This window comes from Serpentinimonas barnesii, assembly GCF_000696225.1.
GTDB classification, from domain to species: domain Bacteria; phylum Pseudomonadota; class Gammaproteobacteria; order Burkholderiales; family Burkholderiaceae_C; genus Serpentinimonas; species Serpentinimonas barnesii.
Map to the genome: position 1 here is coordinate 1 of NZ_BAWN01000030.1, position 19,968 is coordinate 19,968.

19 protein-coding genes are annotated in these 19,968 nt (G+C 67.8%); 8 read left to right on the plus strand and 11 right to left on the minus strand.

The features are described from left to right. The 8 genes from SRAH_RS09045 to SRAH_RS09080 form a co-directional block, all read right to left on the minus strand. A partial coding sequence (locus SRAH_RS09045) for an FmdB family zinc ribbon protein (RefSeq protein ID WP_029463029.1) occupies positions 1 to 237 on the minus strand: 237 nt, incomplete at its 3' end. 140 nt (positions 238 to 377) lie between these two features. Next, positions 378 to 1,931, minus strand: coding sequence for a ubiquinone biosynthesis regulatory protein kinase UbiB (ubiB, locus tag SRAH_RS09050; RefSeq protein ID WP_029463030.1), 1,554 nt, complete (start codon positions 1,929 to 1,931; stop codon positions 378 to 380). Beyond that, the gene (locus tag SRAH_RS09055) at positions 1,931 to 2,677 is read right to left on the minus strand and encodes an SCP2 sterol-binding domain-containing protein (protein ID WP_045476971.1); all 747 of its coding nucleotides are present in this window, start codon (positions 2,675 to 2,677) and stop codon (positions 1,931 to 1,933) included. The genes ubiB and SRAH_RS09055 overlap by 1 nt, the downstream gene beginning before the upstream one ends. A gap of 69 nt (positions 2,678 to 2,746) precedes the next feature. After that, entirely contained in the window at positions 2,747 to 3,745 is a 999-nt protein-coding gene (locus tag SRAH_RS09060; RefSeq protein WP_029463032.1) for a Tim44 domain-containing protein, read from the minus strand. A gap of 25 nt (positions 3,746 to 3,770) precedes the next feature. Continuing rightward, a complete protein-coding gene (gene ubiE / locus SRAH_RS09065) occupies positions 3,771 to 4,502 on the minus strand; it encodes a bifunctional demethylmenaquinone methyltransferase/2-methoxy-6-polyprenyl-1,4-benzoquinol methylase UbiE (RefSeq protein WP_029463033.1) in 732 nt (243 codons plus the stop codon). A 47-nt stretch (positions 4,503 to 4,549) separates the two neighbouring features. After that, positions 4,550 to 5,032: an HIT family protein gene (locus SRAH_RS09070; RefSeq protein ID WP_232841029.1), complete on the minus strand. Its 483-nt coding sequence runs from the start codon at positions 5,030 to 5,032 to the stop codon at positions 4,550 to 4,552. Next, the gene (locus SRAH_RS09075) at positions 5,029 to 9,018 is read right to left on the minus strand and encodes a DUF3683 domain-containing protein (RefSeq protein ID WP_029463035.1); all 3,990 of its coding nucleotides are present in this window, start codon (positions 9,016 to 9,018) and stop codon (positions 5,029 to 5,031) included. The genes SRAH_RS09070 and SRAH_RS09075 overlap by 4 nt, the downstream gene beginning before the upstream one ends. 119 nt (positions 9,019 to 9,137) lie before the next feature. Then, positions 9,138 to 9,419, minus strand: a complete 282-nt coding sequence (locus SRAH_RS09080; RefSeq protein ID WP_029463036.1) for a hypothetical protein — start codon at positions 9,417 to 9,419, stop codon at positions 9,138 to 9,140. A gap of 155 nt (positions 9,420 to 9,574) precedes the next feature. Here SRAH_RS09080 and hemA point away from each other — a divergent pair, with 155 nt between their 5' ends. The 3 genes from hemA to prmC are packed head-to-tail and all read left to right on the plus strand — an operon-like array spanning position 9,575 to position 12,896. Next, entirely contained in the window at positions 9,575 to 10,852 is a 1,278-nt protein-coding gene (gene hemA, locus SRAH_RS09085; RefSeq protein WP_029463037.1) for a glutamyl-tRNA reductase, read from the plus strand. Then, complete coding sequence (prfA, locus tag SRAH_RS09090) at positions 10,849 to 11,964, plus strand: peptide chain release factor 1 (protein ID WP_045476975.1); 1,116 nt, start codon at positions 10,849 to 10,851, stop codon at positions 11,962 to 11,964. Before hemA ends, prfA begins: the two co-directional genes overlap by 4 nt. Then, on the plus strand, positions 11,961 to 12,896 hold the full coding sequence (gene prmC / locus SRAH_RS09095; RefSeq protein ID WP_439645548.1) for a peptide chain release factor N(5)-glutamine methyltransferase: 936 nt from the start codon (positions 11,961 to 11,963) through the stop codon (positions 12,894 to 12,896). Before prfA ends, prmC begins: the two co-directional genes overlap by 4 nt. Before the next feature lie 35 nt (positions 12,897 to 12,931). Here the strand turns inward: prmC and pap are convergent, their stop codons facing one another. Further along, positions 12,932 to 14,446: a polyphosphate:AMP phosphotransferase gene (gene pap / locus SRAH_RS09100; RefSeq protein WP_029463040.1), complete on the minus strand. Its 1,515-nt coding sequence runs from the start codon at positions 14,444 to 14,446 to the stop codon at positions 12,932 to 12,934. Positions 14,447 to 14,654: 208 nt separating this feature from the next. On the opposite strand from pap, the gene rpsU reads away from it, so the two are divergent. The 3 genes from rpsU (at position 14,655) to murI (ending at position 16,314) form a co-directional block, all read left to right on the plus strand. Beyond that, a complete protein-coding gene (rpsU, locus tag SRAH_RS09105) occupies positions 14,655 to 14,867 on the plus strand; it encodes a 30S ribosomal protein S21 (RefSeq protein ID WP_029463041.1) in 213 nt (70 codons plus the stop codon). A 117-nt stretch (positions 14,868 to 14,984) separates the two neighbouring features. Then, positions 14,985 to 15,446 carry a GatB/YqeY domain-containing protein gene (locus tag SRAH_RS09110; RefSeq protein ID WP_029463042.1) on the plus strand — a complete coding sequence of 154 codons (462 nt, stop codon included), beginning with the start codon at positions 14,985 to 14,987 and terminating at the stop codon, positions 15,444 to 15,446. A gap of 58 nt (positions 15,447 to 15,504) precedes the next feature. After that, the gene (murI, locus tag SRAH_RS09115) at positions 15,505 to 16,314 is read left to right on the plus strand and encodes a glutamate racemase (protein ID WP_029463043.1); all 810 of its coding nucleotides are present in this window, start codon (positions 15,505 to 15,507) and stop codon (positions 16,312 to 16,314) included. Between the two features lie 8 nt (positions 16,315 to 16,322). Here the strand turns inward: murI and pmbA are convergent, their stop codons facing one another. Then, positions 16,323 to 17,771 carry a metalloprotease PmbA gene (gene pmbA / locus SRAH_RS09120; RefSeq protein ID WP_045476976.1) on the minus strand — a complete coding sequence of 483 codons (1,449 nt, stop codon included), beginning with the start codon at positions 17,769 to 17,771 and terminating at the stop codon, positions 16,323 to 16,325. A gap of 21 nt (positions 17,772 to 17,792) precedes the next feature. Between pmbA and yjgA the strand changes: the two genes are divergently transcribed. Together yjgA and mog are read left to right on the plus strand one after the other, a co-directional pair. Further along, a complete protein-coding gene (yjgA, locus tag SRAH_RS09125) occupies positions 17,793 to 18,455 on the plus strand; it encodes a ribosome biogenesis factor YjgA (protein WP_045476978.1) in 663 nt (220 codons plus the stop codon). Beyond that, positions 18,452 to 19,072 (plus strand): molybdopterin adenylyltransferase, encoded by a 621-nt coding sequence (gene mog, locus SRAH_RS09130; RefSeq protein WP_029463046.1) that lies wholly within the window; start codon positions 18,452 to 18,454, stop codon positions 19,070 to 19,072. The genes yjgA and mog overlap by 4 nt, the downstream gene beginning before the upstream one ends. 124 nt (positions 19,073 to 19,196) lie before the next feature. Here mog and cysE read toward each other — a convergent pair whose 3' ends face one another. Next, positions 19,197 to 19,964, minus strand: a complete 768-nt coding sequence (gene cysE / locus SRAH_RS09135; protein ID WP_029463047.1) for a serine O-acetyltransferase — start codon at positions 19,962 to 19,964, stop codon at positions 19,197 to 19,199. Positions 19,965 to 19,968: the final 4 nt, after the last annotated feature.

The window sequence follows — 19,968 nt, forward strand, 5'->3', positions numbered from 1 at the left end:
GGCGGCCGGGGCGGCGCTGGCGGCACCTGCCGCAGCGGCTGGCGCAGCAGCCGAGCCATTGCGAAAATCGGTCTGGTACCAGCCGCTGCCCTTGAGCTGAAAACCCGCGGCGGTGAGCTGCTTCTTGAAGCTGTCGGCCCCGCAGGCCGGGCAGGTGGTGAGCGGATCGGCAGAGACTTTTTGCAGCACGTCTTTGGCGTGGCCGCAGGACTCACACTGATAGGCGTAAATGGGCATGGGTTGACCTGTGCAAATCGGGAAATGACGGAGGAACTGGGCGCTAACCCACCATTTTAACTGGGGGCAAGGGTCCCGGCTTCAAGCCCCAGCTTCAAGCCCGACCCGCCCTCTGTGCCGGCGCACGGTGGCAGGTGGCCTCACCACAGGCTCACCCGCACAAAAAGCTGCATCGCCAGCAGCCCCAGCACGAAGCCCACCCCGCCGTAGATGATGCCCTGCAGCAGCCGGTTGGTGCGGCGCTGCTCTTGCACCAGCTCTTGCACCTCGCGCCGCAAATCGGTCGGCCGTTGCTGCAGATAGTCGTGCAGCAGCCGGGGCAAGGCGGGCAGCAGCTTGGCGTACAGCGGCGCTTCGGCCTTGAGTTGCTGCCACAGGCGCTGCGGCCCCACCTGCTCCAGCATCCATTTTTCCAAAAAGGGCTTGGCCGTGCTCCAGAGGTCGAGCTCGGGGTCGAGTTCGCGCCCCAGCCCCTCGATGTTGAGCAGGGTTTTTTGCAGCAGCACCAGTTGCGGCTGGATTTCGACCTGGAAGCGGCGCGAGGTCTGGAACAGCCGCATCAGCACCATGCCGAGCGAGATTTCTTTCAAGGGGCGGTCGAAATAGGGTTCGCACACAGCGCGGATGGCGGCTTCGAGCTCGTCGATGCGGGTGTGCGGCGGGGCCCAGCCGCTTTCCACGTGCAGCTCGGCCACGCGCTTGTAGTCGCGCCGGAAAAAGGCGGTGAAGTTTTGCGCCAGATACTCTTTGTCGGTCGGCGTCAGGGTGCCGACGATGCCGAAGTCGAGCGAGATCAGGCGGCCAAAGGTCTCGGGCGCGAGGCTGACCTGGATGTTGCCCGGGTGCATGTCGGCATGGAAAAAACCATCGCGAAACACCTGGGTGAAAAATATCGTCACCCCTTCGCGCGCCACGCGCGGGATGTCCACCCCGGCGGCGCGCAAGCGCTCCACTTGGCTGATCGGCACCCCCTTCATGCGCTGCATCACCAGCACGTCGGTGCGGCACCAGTCCCAATGCATTTCCGGGATCAGCACCAGGTCGAGGTCTTGCATGTTGCGGCGCAACTGGGCCGCGTTGGAGGCTTCGCGTATAAGGTCGAGCTCGTCGTGCAGGTATTTGTCGAACTCGGCCACCACCTGGCGCGGTTTCAGGCGCTTGCCGTCGACCGAAAGCCGCTCCACCCAGCCGGCCATCACGCGCATGAGGCCAAGGTCTTTTTCGATGACTTGCAGCATGTCCGGGCGCAGCACCTTGACCGCCACCTCGCGCCCGTCGTGCAATTGCGCAAAATGCACCTGAGCGATGGAGGCGCTGGCCACCGGGGTCTGCTCGAAGGTGGCAAACACCTGCTGCAGCGGCTTGCCAAAAGCTTTTTCAATGATTGCCACCGCCACCGCGCTGGGAAAGGGCGGCACCCGCTCTTGCAGGTGCGCGAGTTCTTCGGCGATGTCGGGCGGCATCAGGTCGCGCCGGGTTGAGAGCACCTGGCCGAATTTGACGAAGATTGGCCCCAGCCGCTCCAGTGCCTCGCGCAGGCGCTGGCCCCGCGGGGCGCGCAGGTCGCGCCCGACGGTGATGACGCGGCGCAGCAGCGCCAGCAGCGGGTTGTCAAAGCCCGACAGCACCAGCTCGTCGAGGCCGTAGCGCAGCACCACCCAGACGATGAAGGCGCCGCGAAAGAAGCGCCGGATCACGCGCTGGCTCCGGGCTTGGCGCTGCCCGTAGGGCTGGGGGGGCTGGGGCTGGGGCTGGGGCTGGCCGGGCTTGCGTCCGGTGCGGGAGTGGCACCCGCCCCGGTGTAGGTGCCAAAGGCCGATGGGCTGCGCCAGCCGCGCGCCAGCGCCTGGCCCACGCCCTGCACCTGCGTCTGCGCCTGCTCGGCAAAGCGCTTGAGCTCGGCCAAGCCAGCCTGCACGGCGCTCAGCAGCCGGTGTGCCGCGGCGTCGCCCAGCAGGCGCGAGAGGTCTTCCTCGGCGTCCCAGCGCACGTTGTCGAACAACCACGCCACCTCAGCCGCAAGCTGCACATCACCCTGAATTTCGAGCGCCGGCTTGGCACCGCTCAGGGCCGATTGGGCCAGCGCCAGCGGCGAGCGCTCCGTGAGTTGGATGCGCAGATCGGGCTCGGCCTCGGGCTCGGCCAGCGCCAACAACCCCGCCGCCGTGGCCTGCACCTTGAGCGCAAACGGCCCCCACTGCACCTGCACCGCCTTGCCTTGCTGACGCCGCAGCCGCTCCATCGCCTGCGGCTCTTGCTGCAGCACGTGGTTGAGCAGCAGCAGCAAGCGGTTGTGCAGTTCCTGGCGCAACCAATCGGGCGGCTCGGGCAGTGCCTCAAGACCGGGCAGACCGGGGAAATCGGGCAGCTTGGGCAGGGCGGCGAACAGGCGCTGCAGCGCCTCGGGCGGCGGCGGAAAAGAAAAAGGGGGCTGTTTCATGGCCCCCCGATTTTGGCGCATAAAGCGGCTTGAACCTACAGGCCTAGCCTGAAGATCAGTGCAGCCACCTCATTGCAGCGCCTGCACGCCCGCCACCAGCCAGCCACCGGGGCCTTGCTTGGGCCGGGTGATGTTCCAGACTTCGCGCATGGGCGTGGGGCCGGCCGAGCCTTCTTCGCGCATCATGCCCGAGAACTCGACGCTGGCCATGTAGTCGATGCCGCGGTCTTCGATGCCCAGCAACTTGGCGTCCAGCATCAGCACCTCGTTTTTCTGCTCTACCGGCGCGCCGCTGCGCTCGCGCTCGGCGCTGCGTTCGGCCAACTGAGCCTGGATGTGGCCCACCATTTCGTCGCTCATGAGGGTGCGCAGGGCGGCGATGTCGGCGCGGTCCCAGGCCTCTTGGACGCGCACGAAGTTGGCTTTGGAGGCGCGCAGAAAGCCTTCGGTGTCGAAGTCAGACGGAATGCCCCAGCTTTGGCTGCCACCCAAGGGCGAGCCACCCAGCGCCGAGCCGATCAGGCTGCCGCCTTGGTTGCCACTGTATTGAGCACCTTGTGCCGGGGCCGGGTTGCTACCAAAGCCGCTCTGGCTGCGCTCCCAAGGCCGGGCCGAGGCGTCGTTGCCCACGTTGCCGGGCTGGTAGCTGCGCGCGGTGTACTGGCCACCGGCGCCTTGCATGGCAAAGGGCGAGCGGCCCGCAGCGGCGGCGCGCGAGCGCAGCACCAAGCCCACCACGGCCAAAATGGCTACTCCGAGCAGCAGGAACAGCAGCAGGGTGGCGAACTCTTCACCCAAGCCGAGCGAGGAAGCCAGCCAAGCCAAGCCCAAGCCAGCGGCCAAGCCACCGAGCATGGCGCCCCACGGGCGCGAAGGGGTTTGGGTGCCACCGGCGCGCTGGCCCGCAGCCTGCTGGCCTTGTGCCGGTTGCGCTGGGGCGGCGTTGCGCTGCTGCACATTGCCCGACTGCTGCCCAAACGAGCCGCCGCCACCAAAGCGCTTTTGCGCCAAGGCATCGAAGGAGGTGAGCGCCAGCATCAGCGCCAAAAAGATAGACCAAAACTTCATGTCCCGCTCGCTTTCGTTAAAAAATTCAACACTTGATACCCATGTGCAAGGCCGTCACCCCAGCCGTGAGGTTATGCACATCCACGTGCCCGAAGCCGCTTTGACGCATCAGGCCGCGCAAAGTTTCCTGATCCGGGTGCATGCGGATCGATTCTGCCAAATAGCGGTAGCTGGCCGCGTCGCCCGCCACCCACTGACCAAGCCGGGGCAGCACCTGGAAGCTGTACCAGTCGTAGGCCTGCTGCAGGGGCGGGGCCACCTTGGAAAACTCCAGCACCAGCAGCTTGCCGCCCGGGCGCAGCACGCGGTTCATCTCTTGCAGCGCCTGCTGCTGGTGCGTCATGTTGCGCAAGCCAAAGGCCACCGTGACGAGGTCGAAATAGCCGTCGGCAAAGGGCAGGCGCTCGGCGTCGCAGACCAGCGTGGGCAGCAGCACGCCGGCATCGAGCAGGCGCTCGCGCCCTTCGCGCAGCATGGCTTCGTTGATGTCGGTGTGCACCACCACGCCGCCCGGTTGCACCAGGGGCGCAAAGGCGCGCGCCAAGTCGCCGGTGCCGCCAGCCAGGTCGAGCACGCGCTGGCCTGGCTGCACATTGGCCACCGCCACCGCGTAGCGCTTCCAGAGCCGGTGCAGCCCGCCCGACATGAGGTCGTTCATGAGGTCGTAGCGCGGCGCCACCGAGTCGAACACGGCGCGCACGTGGCGGGCCTTGTCTTGTTCCTCGACGGCGGCGTATCCGAAATGGGTTTGGCTCATGGGGCGCTATGCTAACGGTTTTGGATGACGGGCACCTGAGCCGGGCCTCACAGGCGCAGCGCAGCGATGGCGGCGTCGCAGGCCGGCAGGCGCTGGCGCAGCGCGTGCAAGCGCTCGGCCGGCGGCGGGCGCGCGGCGGCGGCCCAGACCGGGGCCGGGAAGTGGCTGTCCCAGTCGAAGCGCGCCAGCACGTGCCAGTGCAGGTGCGGCACCACGTTGCCCAGCGCCGCCAGGTTGATCTTGCTGGGCTGCAACTGGTGCCGCAGCACGCGCTCGACGGCGCTGACGGCGCGCATGCACAAGCCCTGCTCGGCCTCGCTCAGGTCGGACCATTCGGCCACGTGGGCATTCCAGATCACGCGGTAGTAGGCCGGGAAGGCCTCGGCCAGCGCGTCGGGCTGCACACCGGGCTGCAGCGCAGCATCGGGCGCACCCGCCACGCGCACGATGCGCAATTTGTGCTGGCGCAGCAGCAGCACCCCGCCCTCGTGCGCGCACAAGGGGCAGATCAGCTCGGGGCCCGCGCTCACACCAGCACCCGCTCGATGCCCCCGGCGTTGGCGCGCGCCACGTAGTCGGGCAGCCAGTTGGGGCCCAAAATTTGCTGCGCCATTTCCACCACGATGTAGTCGGCTTCCAGCAGCCCGTTGCCGAGGTCGTCGCCAAAGCGGCTCAGGCCCTGGTAGCAACTCGGGCAACTGGTGAGGATTTTGGTCGCTCCTGCGGTTGGCACCACCCCGTTTTGCTGCGCCAACGCGCTCAGGTCGGCGGCGTTCTGGCGCAGCTCCTGCTCTTTGCGAAAGCGCACCTGGGTCGAGATGTCGGGCCGCGTCACGCCCAGCGTGCCGCTCTCGCCGCAGCAGCGCTCGGCCTTGAGCACCGTGGGCCCCACCAGCGCCTGCACGGTTTTGAGCGGGTCTTGCAGCTTCATCGGGCTGTGGCAGGGGTCGTGAAACAGGTAGGCGCCTTGGCTTGGCAGGGTGATGCCCTTTTCCAGCAGGTATTCGTGGATGTCGATGATGCGGCAGCCGGGGAAAATTTGCTCGAACTGATAGCCCTGCAACTGGTCGTAGCAGGTGCCGCAGCTCACCACCACGGTCTTGATGTCGAGGTAGTTGAGCGTGTTGGCCACCCGGTGAAACAGCACCCGGTTGTCGGTGATGATCTGCTCGGCCTTGTCGAACTGGCCCGAGCCGCGCTGCGGGTAACCGCAGCACAGGTAGCCCGGCGGCAGCACCGTTTGCACCCCGGCGTGCCAGAGCATGGCCTGCGTGGCCAGCCCCACCTGGCTGAACAGGCGCTCGGAGCCGCAGCCGGGGAAGTAAAACACCGCCTCGGTGTCGCTGTGGGTGGCGCGCGGGTCGCGGATGATGGGCACGTAGGCCTTGTCTTCGATGTCGAGCAAGGCGCGCGCGGTTTTCTTGGGCAGGCCACCGGGCAGCTTTTTGTTGATGAAGTGGATCACCTGCTCTTTGATCGGCGCTGGCCCGAGGGTCGCGGGCGGGGCGCTGGTCTGCTTGCGCGCCAGCCCCTTGAGCAGCCCGTGGGCCCAGCGCTGCGCCTTGAAGCCGATTCCCACCATGGCCGTGCGCGCCAGCCGGATGGTCTCGGGCCGGGTGGCGTTGAGCATGAACATGGCCGCCGCGTTGCCGGGCCGGAAGCTCTTTTTGCCCATCTTGCGCAGCAGGTTGCGCATGTTCATGGTCACGTCGCCAAAGTCGATCTTGACCGGACAGGGTGTGAGGCACTTGTGGCAGACGGTGCAGTGGTCGGCCACGTCTTCGAACTCTTCCCAGTGGCGCAGGCTGATGCCGCGCCGCGTCTGCTCCTCGTACAAAAAGGCCTCGATCAGCAGCGAGGTGGCCAAAATCTTGTTGCGCGGGCTGTAGAGCAGGTTGGCACGCGGCACGTGGGTGGCGCAGACCGGTTTGCACTTGCCGCAGCGCAGGCAGTTTTTGACCGAATCGGCAATGGCGCCGATGTCGCTTTGCTGCATGATGAGCGACTCGTAGCCCATCAGGCCAAAGCTCGGGGTGTAGGCTTGGCTGAGGTCGGCGCGGCGCTGCTCGGGCTGCTCGAACAGCGGGCCGTGGCGCAGCAGCTTGCCGCGGTTGAAGCGGCCTTCGGGGTCGATGCGCTGCTTGTAATCGGCAAAGGGGGCCAGCTCGGCCTCGCTCAGGTATTCGAGCTTGGTGATGCCAATCCCGTGCTCGCCCGAGATCACGCCGTCGAGGCTGCGCGCCAGCGCCATGATGCGCCCCACCGCCTCGTGCGCGGTTTGCAGCATGGCGTAGTCGTCGCTGTTGACGGGGATGTTGGTGTGCACGTTGCCGTCGCCGGCGTGCATGTGCAGCGCCGCCCAAACCCGGCCCTTGAGCACGCGCTGGTGGATGGCCTCGCATTCGGCCAGCACCGGGGCCCAGACGCTGCCGGTAAACAGCTCGCGCAGCGGGGCGCGGATTTGGGTTTTCCAACTGGCGCGCCAGCGCTGCTCTTGCAGCGGCTCGAAGCTGCTGCGCTCAGCAGGCGCGGCCTCGGTGCCGTCGAGGGCATCGAGCGCAGCGTGGGCATCGAGGGCATCCAGGCCATTGCCGTGTTCTGGGCTGGCAAAGCCATCGAGCCCATCGAGCCACCCTTGCCACTGGGCGCGCACGCCCTCGATCAGCGCCTGGGCCTGTTGCGCGCGCTCTTGCACCCGCTCCGGGCTGGGCCGGTCGGCGGCGTCTTCCACTGGCCCTAGGGGCAGCGTGGTGCGGTCAAAAAAGGCCAGCAGCGCATCGGCCAGTTCGAGCTTGTTGCGCAGGCTGAGCTCGATGTTGATGCGCTCGATGCCGAGCGTGTATTCGCCCATGCGCGGCAGCGGAATCACCACGTCTTCGTTGACCTTGAAGGCGTTGGTGTGGCGGCTGATGGCGGCGGTTTTCTTGCGGTCGGCCCAGAATTTTTTGCGCGCCTCGGCGCTCACGGCCACAAAACCTTCGCCGCTGCGGGCATTGGCCAGCCGCACCACCTCGCTGGTGGCGTGCGCCACGGCATCGGGGTCGTCGCCCACCACGTCGCCGATCAGCACCATCTTGGGCAGGCCGCCGCGCTTGCTCTTGGTGCTGTAGCCCACCGCCTTGAGGTAGCGGTCGTCCAGGTGCTCCAGCCCGGCCAGCAACACCGGCGTGGGGCTGTGCTGCAAAGAGTCGAGGTAGTCTTTGATTTCGACGATGCTGGGCACCGCGTCTTTGGGGTTGCCAAAAAACTCCAGGCACACGGTGCGGGTGTGCGCTGGCATGCGGTGCAGCACCCAGCGCGCGCTGGTGATGAGTCCGTCGCAGCCCTCTTTTTGCACCCCTGGCAGCCCGGCCAGAAACTTGTCGGTTACGTCCTTGCCCAGCCCGGCCTTGCGAAAGGTGCTGCCGGGGATGTCGAGCCGCTCGGTGCGGATCAGGGTTTTGCCGTCGGCCTCGAAGTACTGCAACTCGAAGCTGGCCACGGCGGCGTCGTGAATCTTGCCTAGGTTATGGCCTAGGCGCGTGACCTCCAGCCACTGCGCCTCGGGCGTGACCATGCGCCAACTGGCCAGGTTGTCGAGCGCCGTGCCCCAGAGCACGGCTTTTTTGCCGCCCGCGTTCATGGCGATGTTGCCGCCCACGCAGGAGGCTTCGGCGCTGGTCGGATCCACCGCGAACACATAACCGGCGCGCTCGGCGGCGTCGGCCACGCGCTGCGTCACCACCCCGGCCTCGCTCCAGATCGTGGGCACGGGTTGCGCCACGCCGGGCAGCGGCCGCAGCTCGACGGCGCTCAGGGTTTCGAGCTTTTCGGTGTTGATGACGGCGCTGTTCCAGCACAGCGGCACCGCGCCGCCGGTGTAGCCGGTGCCGCCGCCACGCGGAATGAGCGTGAGGCCGAGCTGGATGCAGGCGCGCACCAAGGCGGCGGTTTCGGCCTCGCTGTCGGGCGTGAGCACCAGCAGCGGGTATTCGACGCGCCAGTCGGTGGCGTCGGTGACGTGGCTGACGCGGCTCAGGGCGTCGAACTTGATGTTGTCGCGCGCGGTGTGGCGGCGCAGCGCCTTGATGGCGCGCTGGCGCAGGGCCGCCATTTCTGCGAATCGGCGCTCGAAGGCGCGCACCGCCTGCTGCGCCGCCGCCAGCAGCTCGCCCACCAGCGCGTCGCGGGCCCCGTCTTCGAGCGGGCGGCGGCGTTTTTCGATTTCGCACAGGCGGTGCTGCAGCGCTTGCACCAGCGCAGCGCGGCGCTTGGGGTTGTCGAGCAGGTCGTCTTGCAGATAGGGGTTGCGCTGCACCACCCAAATATCGCCCAGCACCTCATAGAGCATGCGCGCCGAGCGGCCGGTGTGGCGCTCCTGGCGCAACTGATTCAGCACCTCCCAGGCGCGCGCGCCGAGCAGCCGGATCACGATCTCGCGGTCGGAAAACGAGGTGTAGTTGTAGGGAATTTCGCGCAGCCGCGGCAGCGCATCGGCGGCGGCAAGCAGATGCTGCATCGGGGTCGGAGCGTTCATAAAGGCCAAAGCATCGGACGGGGTTGGCGATATTAACGCAGCGCCCCCTGGCTCACCGGGGCAGCGTTGGCTGTGCCTGCTCGGCGCAAGGGCATGGACCGGGTGCGGGCTGGGCTGGGCTAGCGCGAACGCCAGTAGGCCACGGCCGAGCCCAGCGCCACCACCAGCGCCGCATAGGTGGCCATGCGGCCATCGCGACCATGCCACCACAGCCCAGCCAGCAGCACCAGCGCACCCAAGGCCGACAAGGCCAGCCAGCCCAGCAGCAGGCTTTTGAAGCGTGCGCCGCGTCGGCTGCCCGCGCCCTGGCCCCAGACCAGCGCCGGGGCCAGCAGCGCCGCCATGCCCAAGGCGGGCAGAAAAAAATTGAACAGGTGCAGCAGGCCGTCAAAGAAGCTCATAAAAGTGTCGCCACGCAGGCCCACGCAGGAGGCTGAAAATCCCGCTCAAAATCGAGCAAAAAATGAGGGGCCGCAACCGGCGATCAAGCTCATCGTCAAAACGATTGGCCCATGGCAAGCCGCCTGGGTCACAGCGATTTTATAATCCGTTCCTTATGGCAGTTTGGGCGCTAGGAATCAACCATCAAACCGCGCCGCTCGATTTGCGCGGCCGGTTCGCGTTCGCGCTCGACCAACTGCCCCCCACCCTGCAGCGCTTTCGCGCTGGCCTTGCGCAGCAGCCCGAAGCCACGCTGCTTTCCACCTGCAACCGCACCGAAATTTACTGCGCCGCCGAGCACGTGGCGCTCGAACCCACCATCCACTGGTTGGCCCAAACCGGCAGCGTGAGCCCACAGCAGTTGCTGCACCACGCCTACGTGCTGCACGACGACGCCGCCGCCCGGCACGCCTTTCGCGTGGCCAGCGGGCTCGATTCCATGGTGCTGGGCGAGCCGCAAATTTTGGGCCAGATGAAAGACGCGGTGCGCGCCGCCGAGCAGGCCGGGGCCTTGGGCCGCACCCTGCACCAGTTGTTCCAGCGCTCCTTTGCCGTGGCCAAGCAGGTGCGCAGCAGCACCGCCATCGGCGCGCACTCGATCAGCATGACCGCCGCTGCGGTGCGCCTGGCGGGCCAGTTGTTCGAAGATTTGCGCCAGATTCGGGTGCTGTTCATCGGCGCAGGCGAGATGATCGAACTCGCCGCCACCCACTTTGCCGCCAAGCAGCCGCTCTCGATGGCGATTGCCAACCGCACGCTCGAGCGCGGCGAAAAGCTCGCCAGCCGCTTCGGTGCCGAGGCGCTGCGCCTGTCCGACTTGCCCAACCGCCTGCACGAGTTCGACGCCGTCATCAGTTGCACCGCCTCCACCCTGCCGCTGATCGGGCTTGGGGCGGTTGAGCGCGCGCTCAAGCAGCGCCGCCACCGCCCGATGTTCATGGTTGACCTGGCGGTGCCGCGCGACATCGAGGCCGAAGTCAAGGGGCTAGACGATGTCTACCTCTACACCGTGGACGACCTCGCCCACGTGGTGCAAAACGGCAAAGACCACCGCCAGGCTGCTGTGGCGCAGGCCGAGGCCATCATCGATTCCGGGGTGCAGGGCTTTATGCACTGGCTGCAGCAGCGCGACCCGACGCTGGGCGTGGTCGGGCTGATCCGCGATCTGCACGCCCAGGCCGAAGACTGGCGCGCACTCGAACTCGAACGCGCCCGCAAGCGGCTGGCGCGCGGCGAAGACACCGAGGCCGTGCTGCAAGCGCTGGCGCGCGGCCTGACGCAAAAAATGCTGCACGGCCCACTGGCCGAACTGCACGCCGGCGACGAACACACCCGCGCCGCCACCGCCGAGGCGGTCTCGCGCCTGTTTTTGCGCGGGCCCGGCCGCCTGTGAAACCCTTTATTCGCCACACGCTGGAGCGCCAGCGGCTGCGCCTGCACGAGCTCGACGCCCTGCTGGGCGCGCCCGACGCCGTGGCCGACCGCGAGCGCTTTCGCCAGCTCAGCCGCGAACACGCCGAGGCCGATGGCGTGGTGCAGCCCTACCGGCGCTACCTCGAGTGCGAGGCCGCGCTGCAGCACGCGCTGGCCTTGAGCAGCGATGCCGACCCCGAACTGGCCGAGCTGGCGCAGCTCGAAGCCGAGCAACTGCAAGCCGACCTAGCGCAGCTAGAGGCCGAGTTGCAAACCCTGCTGCTGCCCCGCGACCCCGACGATACGCGCAACGCCTTCCTTGAAATCCGCGCCGGCACCGGCGGCGACGAAGCCGCGCTCTTTGCCGGCGACCTGGCGCGCATGTACACCCGCTTTGCCGAGCGCCAGGGCTGGCGCGTTGAACCCTTCAGCGAAACCCCGGCCGAACTCGGCGGCTACAAAGAACTGGTGCTGCGCCTAGAGGGCCACGGGGCCTACGGCACGCTGCGTTTCGAGTCGGGCGGGCACCGGGTGCAGCGCGTACCCGCCACCGAAGCGCAAGGGCGCATCCACACCAGCGCCTGCACCGTGGCGGTGCTGCCCGAGCCCGACCCGACGCAGGCCATCACGCTCAATCCGGCCGATCTGCGCATCGACACCTTCCGCGCCAGCGGCGCCGGCGGCCAGCACATCAACAAAACCGACTCCGCCGTGCGCGTGGTGCACCTGCCCACCGGCCTGGTGGCCGAATGCCAAGACGGGCGCAGCCAGCACAGCAACAAGGCCAAGGCGCTGCAGGTGCTGCAAGCGCGCTTGCAGGAAAAAGAGCGCAGCGAACGGGCCAGCCGCGAAGCCGCCGAGCGCAAGGGCCTGATCGGCAGCGGCGACCGCAGCGACCGCATCCGCACCTACAACTACCCGCAGGGGCGCCTGAGCGAGCACCGCATCAACCTCACGCTCTACAAGCTGGGGCAAATCTTGGAGGGCGATCTGGACGAGCTGCTGCAGGCGCTGCGGCTGGCGCGCGGAGCCGAGCTGCTGGGCGAACTGGAGCAGCGCGCCGCCCAGAGCGAGCGCGGGGCGCTGGCGTGAGCCGGGTGCCGGACCAGAGCCAAGGCAACCTCGAAGCCGCCTTGCAAGGCGCGCAGCAAGCCGGGCTGCCCCGGCTGGAAGCCCAGTTGCTGCTGCTGCACGCGCTGCAGCGCGGGCCGCACGAGCGCGCCTGGCTGCTGGCGCATGGCGACGCCGCCCTGCCCGCCGACGCCGCCCTGAGCTACCGCGCCCTCATCGAACGCCGCCTGAACGGCGAGCCACTGGCCTATTTGACCAGCCAGCGCGAGTTCTACGGCCTGGCGCTGCAAATCGATGCGCGCGTGCTCGACCCGCGCCCCGACACCGAAACCCTGGTCGATTGGGCGCTGGAACTGCTGCCGCAAGGCCAGGCCGCGGCCGTGCTCGACTTGGGCACCGGCAGCGGCGCCATTGCGCTGGCGCTGCAACAGCAGCGGCCCCAGGCCCAGGTGTGGGCGCTCGACGCCAGCCTAGACGCGCTGGCCGTGGCGCGCGCCAACGCCGAGCGGCTGCGCCTGCCACTGCGCCTGCGCCACGGCCACTGGCTGCGCGGCTGGCCCACGGCAGATGGCCCAGCCAACCCAGCCGCCCCAGATTGCGCCCTAGCCACCCCAGCAGCCGACCACGCCCCCGAGCCGCCCCCTGCTTGGCTAGGGCTGATCGTGAGCAACCCGCCCTACATCCGCGCCGCCGACCCGCACCTGGCCGCCTTGCGCCACGAACCCCAGCAGGCGCTGGTGTCCGGCCCCGATGGCCTGGCCGACCTGCGCGAAATCATCGCCAGCGCCTACGCCCATTTGCAGCCCGGCGGCTGGCTGCTGCTGGAACACGGCTGGGATCAGGCCGATGCCGTGGCCGAGCTGCTGCGCTCGCACGGCTACCAAGGCGTGGCGCACCGGCTCGACCTAGCCGGGCACCGGCGCTGCAGCGGCGGGCAGCGGCCTGCGCCTTGATCCAACCCTAGCCGCCTGTTGACCCCCGTGCCCCCCTACAGCGCCGCCTCCAGCCGCTGGCACAGGTGGCGCAGCACGTCGATGCGGCTCCATTGCTTGTCGTCGCTGGCCACAATGTGCCAAGGTGCCACCTGGGTCGAGGTGCGGTCGATCATCTCCTCGACGGCGCGCTCATACTGCGGCCATTTCTCGCGGTTGCGCCAGTCTTCGGGCGTGATCTTGAAGTTCTTGTAGACCGTCTGCTCGCGCTCCTTAAAGCGGCGCAACTGCTCCTCGGGCGTGATAGCGAGCCAGATTTTGACGATCACCACCCCGGCATCGCACAGCTCTTCTTCGTACTCGTTGATCTCGCCGTAGGCGCGCATCCAGTCGGCGGATGTGCACAAGCCTTCGACGCGCTCGACCAGCACCCGGCCATACCACGAGCGGTCGAAGATCACCGATTTGCCCAAAGCCGGGATGTAGCGCCAAAAGCGCCACAGATAGGGTTGGGCGCGTTCGTTCTCGTTCGGGGCCGCCACCGGCACCACGCGGTAAAAGCGCGCATCCAGCGCCTGCGTGATGCGCCGGATGGTGCTGCCCTTGCCGGCTGCATCCATGCCCTCGAACACCAGCGCCAGCGCCCGCTTTTGCATGCGCGCATCGCGGCTGAGCAAGGCCAGCTTGCCCTGCCAGTGTTCGAGTTCGTCCTCGTAGGCGCTGCGCTTGAGGCTGCGCGTGTAGTCCTGCGCCTTGAGCAGGCTCTGTGAATCGAGCGCCAGAAAGGGCGGCTGCTGCAGCACCCGGTCGGCGGCGCCGACCTGCCCCGATTGCGTTGCGGCACAGTCGGCTGCGCTGGGACGATCCAGCGCGCCCTGCATGGCCTGCAACAGGTGCTGCGCGGCGCTCAGGGTGCGGTAGGCCGGGTCGCTGCCTTCGATCACCAGCCACGAGGCGGCACCCAAGCTGGTCTTGCGCAGCGCCTCGTCGCTGACTTCGATGAAGCGCTCGTAGTGCTTGAGGTTGTCCTTGTCTTGGGGCGTGACGCGCCAAGCGGTTTTGGGGTCGGATTGCAGGGTTTTCAGGCGCTCCTTGGCCGCTGGTTTGGACAGATGAAACCACAGCTTGACCAGCACCACCCCTTCGGCAACCAGCATGCGCTCGAACTGGCGGATGCGCTCCAGCCGCTGCACGAAGCGGGCGTGGGTTTCGCCGCCCCGGGCGTAAGTGACCACCGGGTCGGTGTACCAGGAGCCAAAAAAAATCCCGATCCGGCCCTTGGGCGGCAGCACCTGCCAGAAGCGCCACATCTCGGGGTGCTTGCGGTCTTCGGGCGTTAGGGGGCCAAAGGCCTCGGTGCGGATGTGGCGCGGATCCATCCATTCGTTGAAGGTGTTGACGGTCTCGCCGCGCCCGGCCCCATCGACGCCGTTGACCAAAATCAGCACCGCCGTGCGACCTTCATTGAGCAAGCGGTACTGCGCCTGCAACAGGGCATGGCGCAGGCGCGCCGACTCCTGCTTCCAGCGCTCCTTCTCGACCCGGTGCCCAATTTCTGCCGATTCAAACATTTAAATTGCCTCCTGCAAACGCACTGTAGTGCCAAACACACACCCGGCCCTTCCCTTGCCCGGCTAGGCTGCATATAATGCTGCTTTTGCTGGCAAACCCCCGTCGGCCTTGATCCACCACAAGACGGGGAACCCTTGCTGCAGCACGGTCTGGGGCCCCGATCTTGCCCCAGAGTCGGCGCGGCGCAATCTTGGAAATTTTTGGCTAATGACCACCATCCGCGTTAAAGACAACGAACCGTTCGACGTCGCTCTGCGCCGCTTCAAGCGCACCATCGAAAAACTGGGCCTGCTCAACGACTTGCGCGCTCGCGAGTTCTACGAAAAACCCACCGCCGAGCGCAAGCGCAAGAAGGCCGCCGCCGTCAAGCGCCACTACAAGCGCGTGCGTTCGATGCAACTGCCCAAGCGCATGTACTGAGCGCTGTCGCACAGCGACTGTCGGCGCCCTGCCGCACCGCTGTGCCACTCCCTTCAAAGCCCGCTCGAGCACACTCCAGCGGGTTTTGTCCATTCTGCCTCAAGAAAGCGCACCACGATGTCACTCAAAGACCGCATCAGCGACGACATGAAGGCCGCCATGCGCGCCAAAGACAGCGCCCGCTTGGGCACCATCCGGCTGCTGCTGGCGGCGATCAAGCAGCGCGAAGTCGATGAGCGCATCGTGCTCGACGATGGCGCCGTGGTCGGCGTGATCGACAAGCTGCTCAAACAGCGCAAAGATTCGATCACCGCCTTCCAGCAGGCCGGCCGCACCGACCTGGCCGACTTGGAGCAGGCCGAAGCCCTGGTGTTGCAAGCCTACCTGCCCGAACGCCTGAGCGCCGCTGCCGTGGCCAGCGCCGTGGAGGCCCTCGCGCAGGCGCTGACGGCCGAACTGGGGCGCCCCCTCACCCCGGCCGACATGGGCCGGCTGATGGCTGCGGCCAAAACGCAACTGGCTGGCCAAGCCGACATGGGCCAGGTGTCGGCGGCCGTGAAAGCCGCGCTGGCGCGTTGAGGCCGCCTGGCATGCCCGGCCCCAATCGGGTGTGGGCGCCAAGCCCGCTGCACCCGGCATGAACCAGGCCCCGCAACCCATCGGCGTGTTCGACTCCGGCGTCGGCGGCCTGTCGGTGCTGCGCGAAATCCGCGCCCTGTTGCCGTCCGAAGAGCTGCTGTACGTGGCCGACTCCGGCCACGCCCCCTATGGCGACAAGGCGGTGCAGCAGGTGCAGGCGCGGGCCGAGCGCATCATCGGTTTTTTTGTGGCACAGCAGGTGCGGGCGGTGGTGGTGGCGTGCAACACCGTCACCGGCCTGTCGATCCAGGCGCTGCGCCAGCAATTTCCGCAACTGCCGCTGGTGGCGATCGAGCCCGCCGTCAAGCCGGCCGTGGCCGCCACCCGCAGCGGCACCGTGGGCGTGCTGGCCACCCAGAACACCGTGCGCAGCCCCGGCTTGGCGCGCCTGATCGCTGCTCACGCGGGGCCGGTGCGGGTGCTGGCCCAAGCCTGCCCGGGCTGGGTGGAAATGGTGGAGCGCGGTGAGCTCGATGGCGCCGCCTCCAAGGCCGCAGTGGCCGCCTGCTTGGAGCCGCTGCTGGCGCAAGGCGCCGATGTGCTGGTGCTGGGCTGCACCCACTACCCCTTTTTGCGCCCCCTGATCGAGCAGCGCGCCGGCCCCGGGGTGCAGGTGCTGGACCCGGCCGCCGCCGTGGCGCGCGAGTTGCAGCGCCGCTTGCCGCTGCAGGCCGCTCAAAATCAGACCACGCAAACCGCAGCCGCTGGCAGCACCCGGTTTTGGAGCAGCGGCGACTGCGCCCACGCCTCGGGGCTGATCTCACGCCTGTGGGGCGAGCCGGTGCGGGCCGCTGCGCTGCCGGTTTAAAGGGTGGCTCAGCTACCAGCCACCTTCATGCGCTCGATCAGCACCGAGCCCACGTTTTTGGAGCCAAAGGCAAATTCGTCCGAGCCGATGGCGGCCAGCCCCAGGAACATGTCTTTGAGGTTGCCGGCGATGGTGATTTCCTGCACCGGGTAGGCGATTTCGCCATTTTCTACCCAGAAACCGCTGGCCCCGCGCGAGTAGTCGCCGGTCACGTAGTTCACGCCCTGGCCCATGAGCTCGGTGACGAACAAGCCGGTGCCCAAGCGGCGCAGCATGGCAGGCAGATCGTCTTCGGGCTGGGTCAGGCGGCTGCGCAAATACAGGTTGTGCGAGCCGCCCGCGTTGCCGCTGGTGCGCATGCCGAGCTTGCGCGCCGAGTAGCTGCCCAAAAAATAGCCCTTCACGCAGCCGCCGCTGAGCACCTGGCGCGCCACGGTTTTTACGCCTTCGCTATCAAAGGGGGCGCTGCCCTTGGCGCGCACGATCAGTGGGTCTTCGTACAAATCGATGTGCCCGGGGAACACCTGGCGGCCTAGGCTGTCGGTCAAAAAACTGGTTTTGCGGTACAGCGCGCCGCCGCTGATGGCCTGCACAAAGGCACCCAGCAAGCCCGCCGCCAGCGGCGACTCGAACAGCACCGGGCATTCGGTGGTGGCGATCTTGCGGGGCGCCAAACGCGCCAGCGCGCGCTCGGCGGCGTAGCGGCCCACCGCTTCCGGGCTGGCCAGGTCGGCTGGGCTGCGCATCGAGCTGTACCAGTAGTCGCGCTGCATCTGCGCGCCCTTGCCCGCGATGGGCGAGACCGACAGGCTGTGGCGCGAGCTGGCGTAGCCGCCGCGAAAGATGCCTTCGCGCCCGCGCTCGCCACCGCGCATGTGCTCGGCGTAAAAATGCGACTGCTGCGCCGACACCGCAGCGCCTTCGCTGTTGCGGATTTTTTTGCTGGTTTGCAGCGCCGCCGCTTCGCAGCGCAAGGCCAGCTGCTGCGCCTCGGGCGCGGCTATAGGCCAGGGGTGAAACAGCTCCAGCTCGGGCGCGTCGTTGGCCACGTCCTGCTCATCGGGCAGGCCGGCGGCCGGGTCTTCGGCGGTGAAGCGCGCAATGTCGTAAGCGGCCTGCACCGCCTGGCGGATGGCTTGCGGGCTGAAATCGGAGCTGGAGGCGTTGCCCCGGCGCTGCCCGATATAGACCGTGACGCCGAGCGATTTGTCGCGGTTGCGCTCCACGTTTTCCAGCTCGCCCATGCGCACCGAGACGTTCAGGCCCGCGCCTTCAGAGACCTCCACCGCGGCATCGACGGCCCCGAGCTGCTTGGCGTGCTGCAGGGCCAGATCGGCCAAGGCCTCGAACTGCTGCCGGTGGTACTGAAAACCCGCTTCGGGCTCGGGGTAGGGGGCGCTGGGGGCGGCCAAGGGGGCCGGCACCGAGGCCGGCGCAGGGGATCGGGATTTTTTCATGCTGGGCGCTATGATAGCCGGATGGCACGCAAACCCACCAAAGGCTACTACGTCAAAGGCCACTTCGTTGCTGAGGGCAGCGAACTGGACCACGAACTCAAGCGCGAACTCAAAGGCGACACCGAAACCAGCCGCACCGACCTCAAAAAACACAGCGAACACCTGCAACAACTGGGCGAGCAACTGCTCAGCCTGCGCAGCGCCCTGCTCGACCGGCTGGCGCTGCCCAGCGGCTTGCTCGATGCCCTCGACGCCGCACGGCGCATTACCGACTTTGAAGGCCGCCGGCGCCAGATGCAGTACATCGGCAAGCTCATGCGCCGGCTCGACAGCGACACCGTGCAGGCGGTGGAGCAGGCGCTGGCCGAGCAGCACCACGGCAGCGCCGCCGACACCCTGCGCCTGCACCAGGCCGAGCAATGGCGCACGCGCCTGCTGGCCGAGGACGAGGCGCTCAATGCGTGGCTGCAAATCGCCCCGCAAACCGATTTGCAGCACCTGCGCACTTTAATCCGCCAGGCGCGCAAAGACGCGCAGGCCCAGGCCAGCGCCGAGCGCGCCGGGCAAGCGCCGCGCCAGGGCAGAAGCTTTCGCGAGATCTACCAACTGCTGCGCGCCGGTCTGGAGCCGACCGAGGACGATAGCGCCACCCCACCCCCGGCGCAGCCGCAGGGGGCCGCATGAGCGCGCTGGAGCCGGTGCGCATCGGCCTCGTTTCGGTGAGCGACCGCGCCAGCGCCGGCGTCTATGCCGACCAAGGCCTGCCGGCGCTGCAAGACTGGCTGCGCCGGGCGCTGCGCAACCCGCTGCAGTTCGAAGCGCGCCTAATTCCCGATGAGCGCGAGCGCATCAGCCAGACCCTGATCGAGCTGGCCGACGAAGCGGGCTGCGCGCTGGTGCTCACCACCGGCGGCACCGGGCCGGCTCCGCGCGACGTCACGCCCGAGGCCACGCGCGATGTGGCCGAGCGCGAGCTGCCCGGCTTTGGGGAGCAGATGCGCCAGATCGGGCTGCGCTTTGTGCCGACGGCGATTTTGTCGCGCCAGCTGGCGGTGCTGCGCGGGCGCTGCCTGATCATCAACCTGCCGGGCCAGCCCAAGAGCATCGCCGAAACGCTCGAAGGCCTGCGCGAGCCCGGTGGCCGCGTGCTGCTGCCCGGCATCTTTGCCGCCGTGCCCTATTGCATCGACCTGATCGGCGGGCCGTATCTGGAAACCGACCCCGCCGTTTGCGCGGCCTTCAGGCCTAAAAGTGCCCCCGGGCGGCGGGAAAACCCCGCCGCCGCCCCCCGAGGGGGGTGAGTCAACTTGGGAGCGGCCCGGCGTTGACTCAGCGCCCCCGGGCGGCGGGAAAACCCCGCCGCCGCCCCCCGAGGGGGGTGAGTCAACTTGGGAGCGGCCCGGCGTTGACTCAGCGCGCAGCACCCTACTTGCCCACCAGATCGTTGAGCTTTTGGGCTTTGAACTGCTCTAGGCGCGCGGCGTCGGGCGGCAGCGGCTGGCCTTGGCGGGCCGACAACTGCTCCAGCGCCTGCCACAGCAGCGCGATCTGGTGCTCTTGGCTGGCGGCGCTGTCGATTAGGCCGCGCAGTGCCTGGCTGAGCGGGTCGTCGTTTTGTGTGATGCCGTAGGCCGAAAAGCCCATCTTTGAGGCCACTTCTTCGCGCCGGGCATCGGCCTCGGCCAAAATGATGCGCGCCGGGTTGCCCACTGCGGTGGCCCCAGGTGGCACGGCCTTGGTCAGCACCGCGTTGCTGCCCACGCGCGCGCCGTCGCCCACCACAAAGCCGCCCAGCACCTTGGCCCCGGCCCCAATCACCACATCGCGCCCCAGCGTCGGGTGCCGCTTGGCGCCCTTGTGCAGCGACACCCCGCCCAGCGTGACGCCGTGGTAGATGGTGCAGCCGTCGCCAATTTCGGCCGTCTCGCCGATCACCACCCCCATGCCGTGGTCGATGAAAACGCGTGCCCCGATAGTGGCGCCGGGGTGGATTTCGATGCCGGTGAGCCAGCGGCTCCAGTGCGCCAGCCAGCGCGCCAGCCACTTCCAGCCCCGGCCCCAGAGCGCGTGGGCAATGCGGTGCAGCAGCAGCGCGTGCAGGCCGGGGTAGCAGGTGAGCACCTCCCAGCGCGAGCGCGCCGCCGGGTCGCGCTCCAGAATGCAATCGAGGTCGGACTTGAGTCGGGCAAACATAGCC

Coding starts and splice junctions, on each gene's coding strand:
- pap (WP_029463040.1), bottom strand. CDS start 14,446: ATGTTTGAATCGGCAGAAATTGGGCACCGGGTCGAGAAGGAGCGCTGG.
- SRAH_RS09075 (WP_029463035.1), bottom strand. CDS start 9,018: ATGAACGCTCCGACCCCGATGCAGCATCTGCTTGCCGCCGCCGATGCG.
- pmbA (WP_045476976.1), bottom strand. CDS start 17,771: ATGAAAAAATCCCGATCCCCTGCGCCGGCCTCGGTGCCGGCCCCCTTG.
- SRAH_RS09060 (WP_029463032.1), bottom strand. CDS start 3,745: ATGAAGTTTTGGTCTATCTTTTTGGCGCTGATGCTGGCGCTCACCTCC.
- murI (WP_029463043.1), top strand. CDS start 15,505: ATGAACCAGGCCCCGCAACCCATCGGCGTGTTCGACTCCGGCGTCGGC.
- mog (WP_029463046.1), top strand. CDS start 18,452: ATGAGCGCGCTGGAGCCGGTGCGCATCGGCCTCGTTTCGGTGAGCGAC.
- cysE (WP_029463047.1), bottom strand. CDS start 19,964: ATGTTTGCCCGACTCAAGTCCGACCTCGATTGCATTCTGGAGCGCGAC.
- yjgA (WP_045476978.1), top strand. CDS start 17,793: ATGGCACGCAAACCCACCAAAGGCTACTACGTCAAAGGCCACTTCGTT.
- ubiE (WP_029463033.1), bottom strand. CDS start 4,502: ATGAGCCAAACCCATTTCGGATACGCCGCCGTCGAGGAACAAGACAAG.
- SRAH_RS09110 (WP_029463042.1), top strand. CDS start 14,985: ATGTCACTCAAAGACCGCATCAGCGACGACATGAAGGCCGCCATGCGC.
- hemA (WP_029463037.1), top strand. CDS start 9,575: ATGGCAGTTTGGGCGCTAGGAATCAACCATCAAACCGCGCCGCTCGAT.
- SRAH_RS09080 (WP_029463036.1), bottom strand. CDS start 9,419: ATGAGCTTCTTTGACGGCCTGCTGCACCTGTTCAATTTTTTTCTGCCC.
- rpsU (WP_029463041.1), top strand. CDS start 14,655: ATGACCACCATCCGCGTTAAAGACAACGAACCGTTCGACGTCGCTCTG.
- SRAH_RS09055 (WP_045476971.1), bottom strand. CDS start 2,677: ATGAAACAGCCCCCTTTTTCTTTTCCGCCGCCGCCCGAGGCGCTGCAG.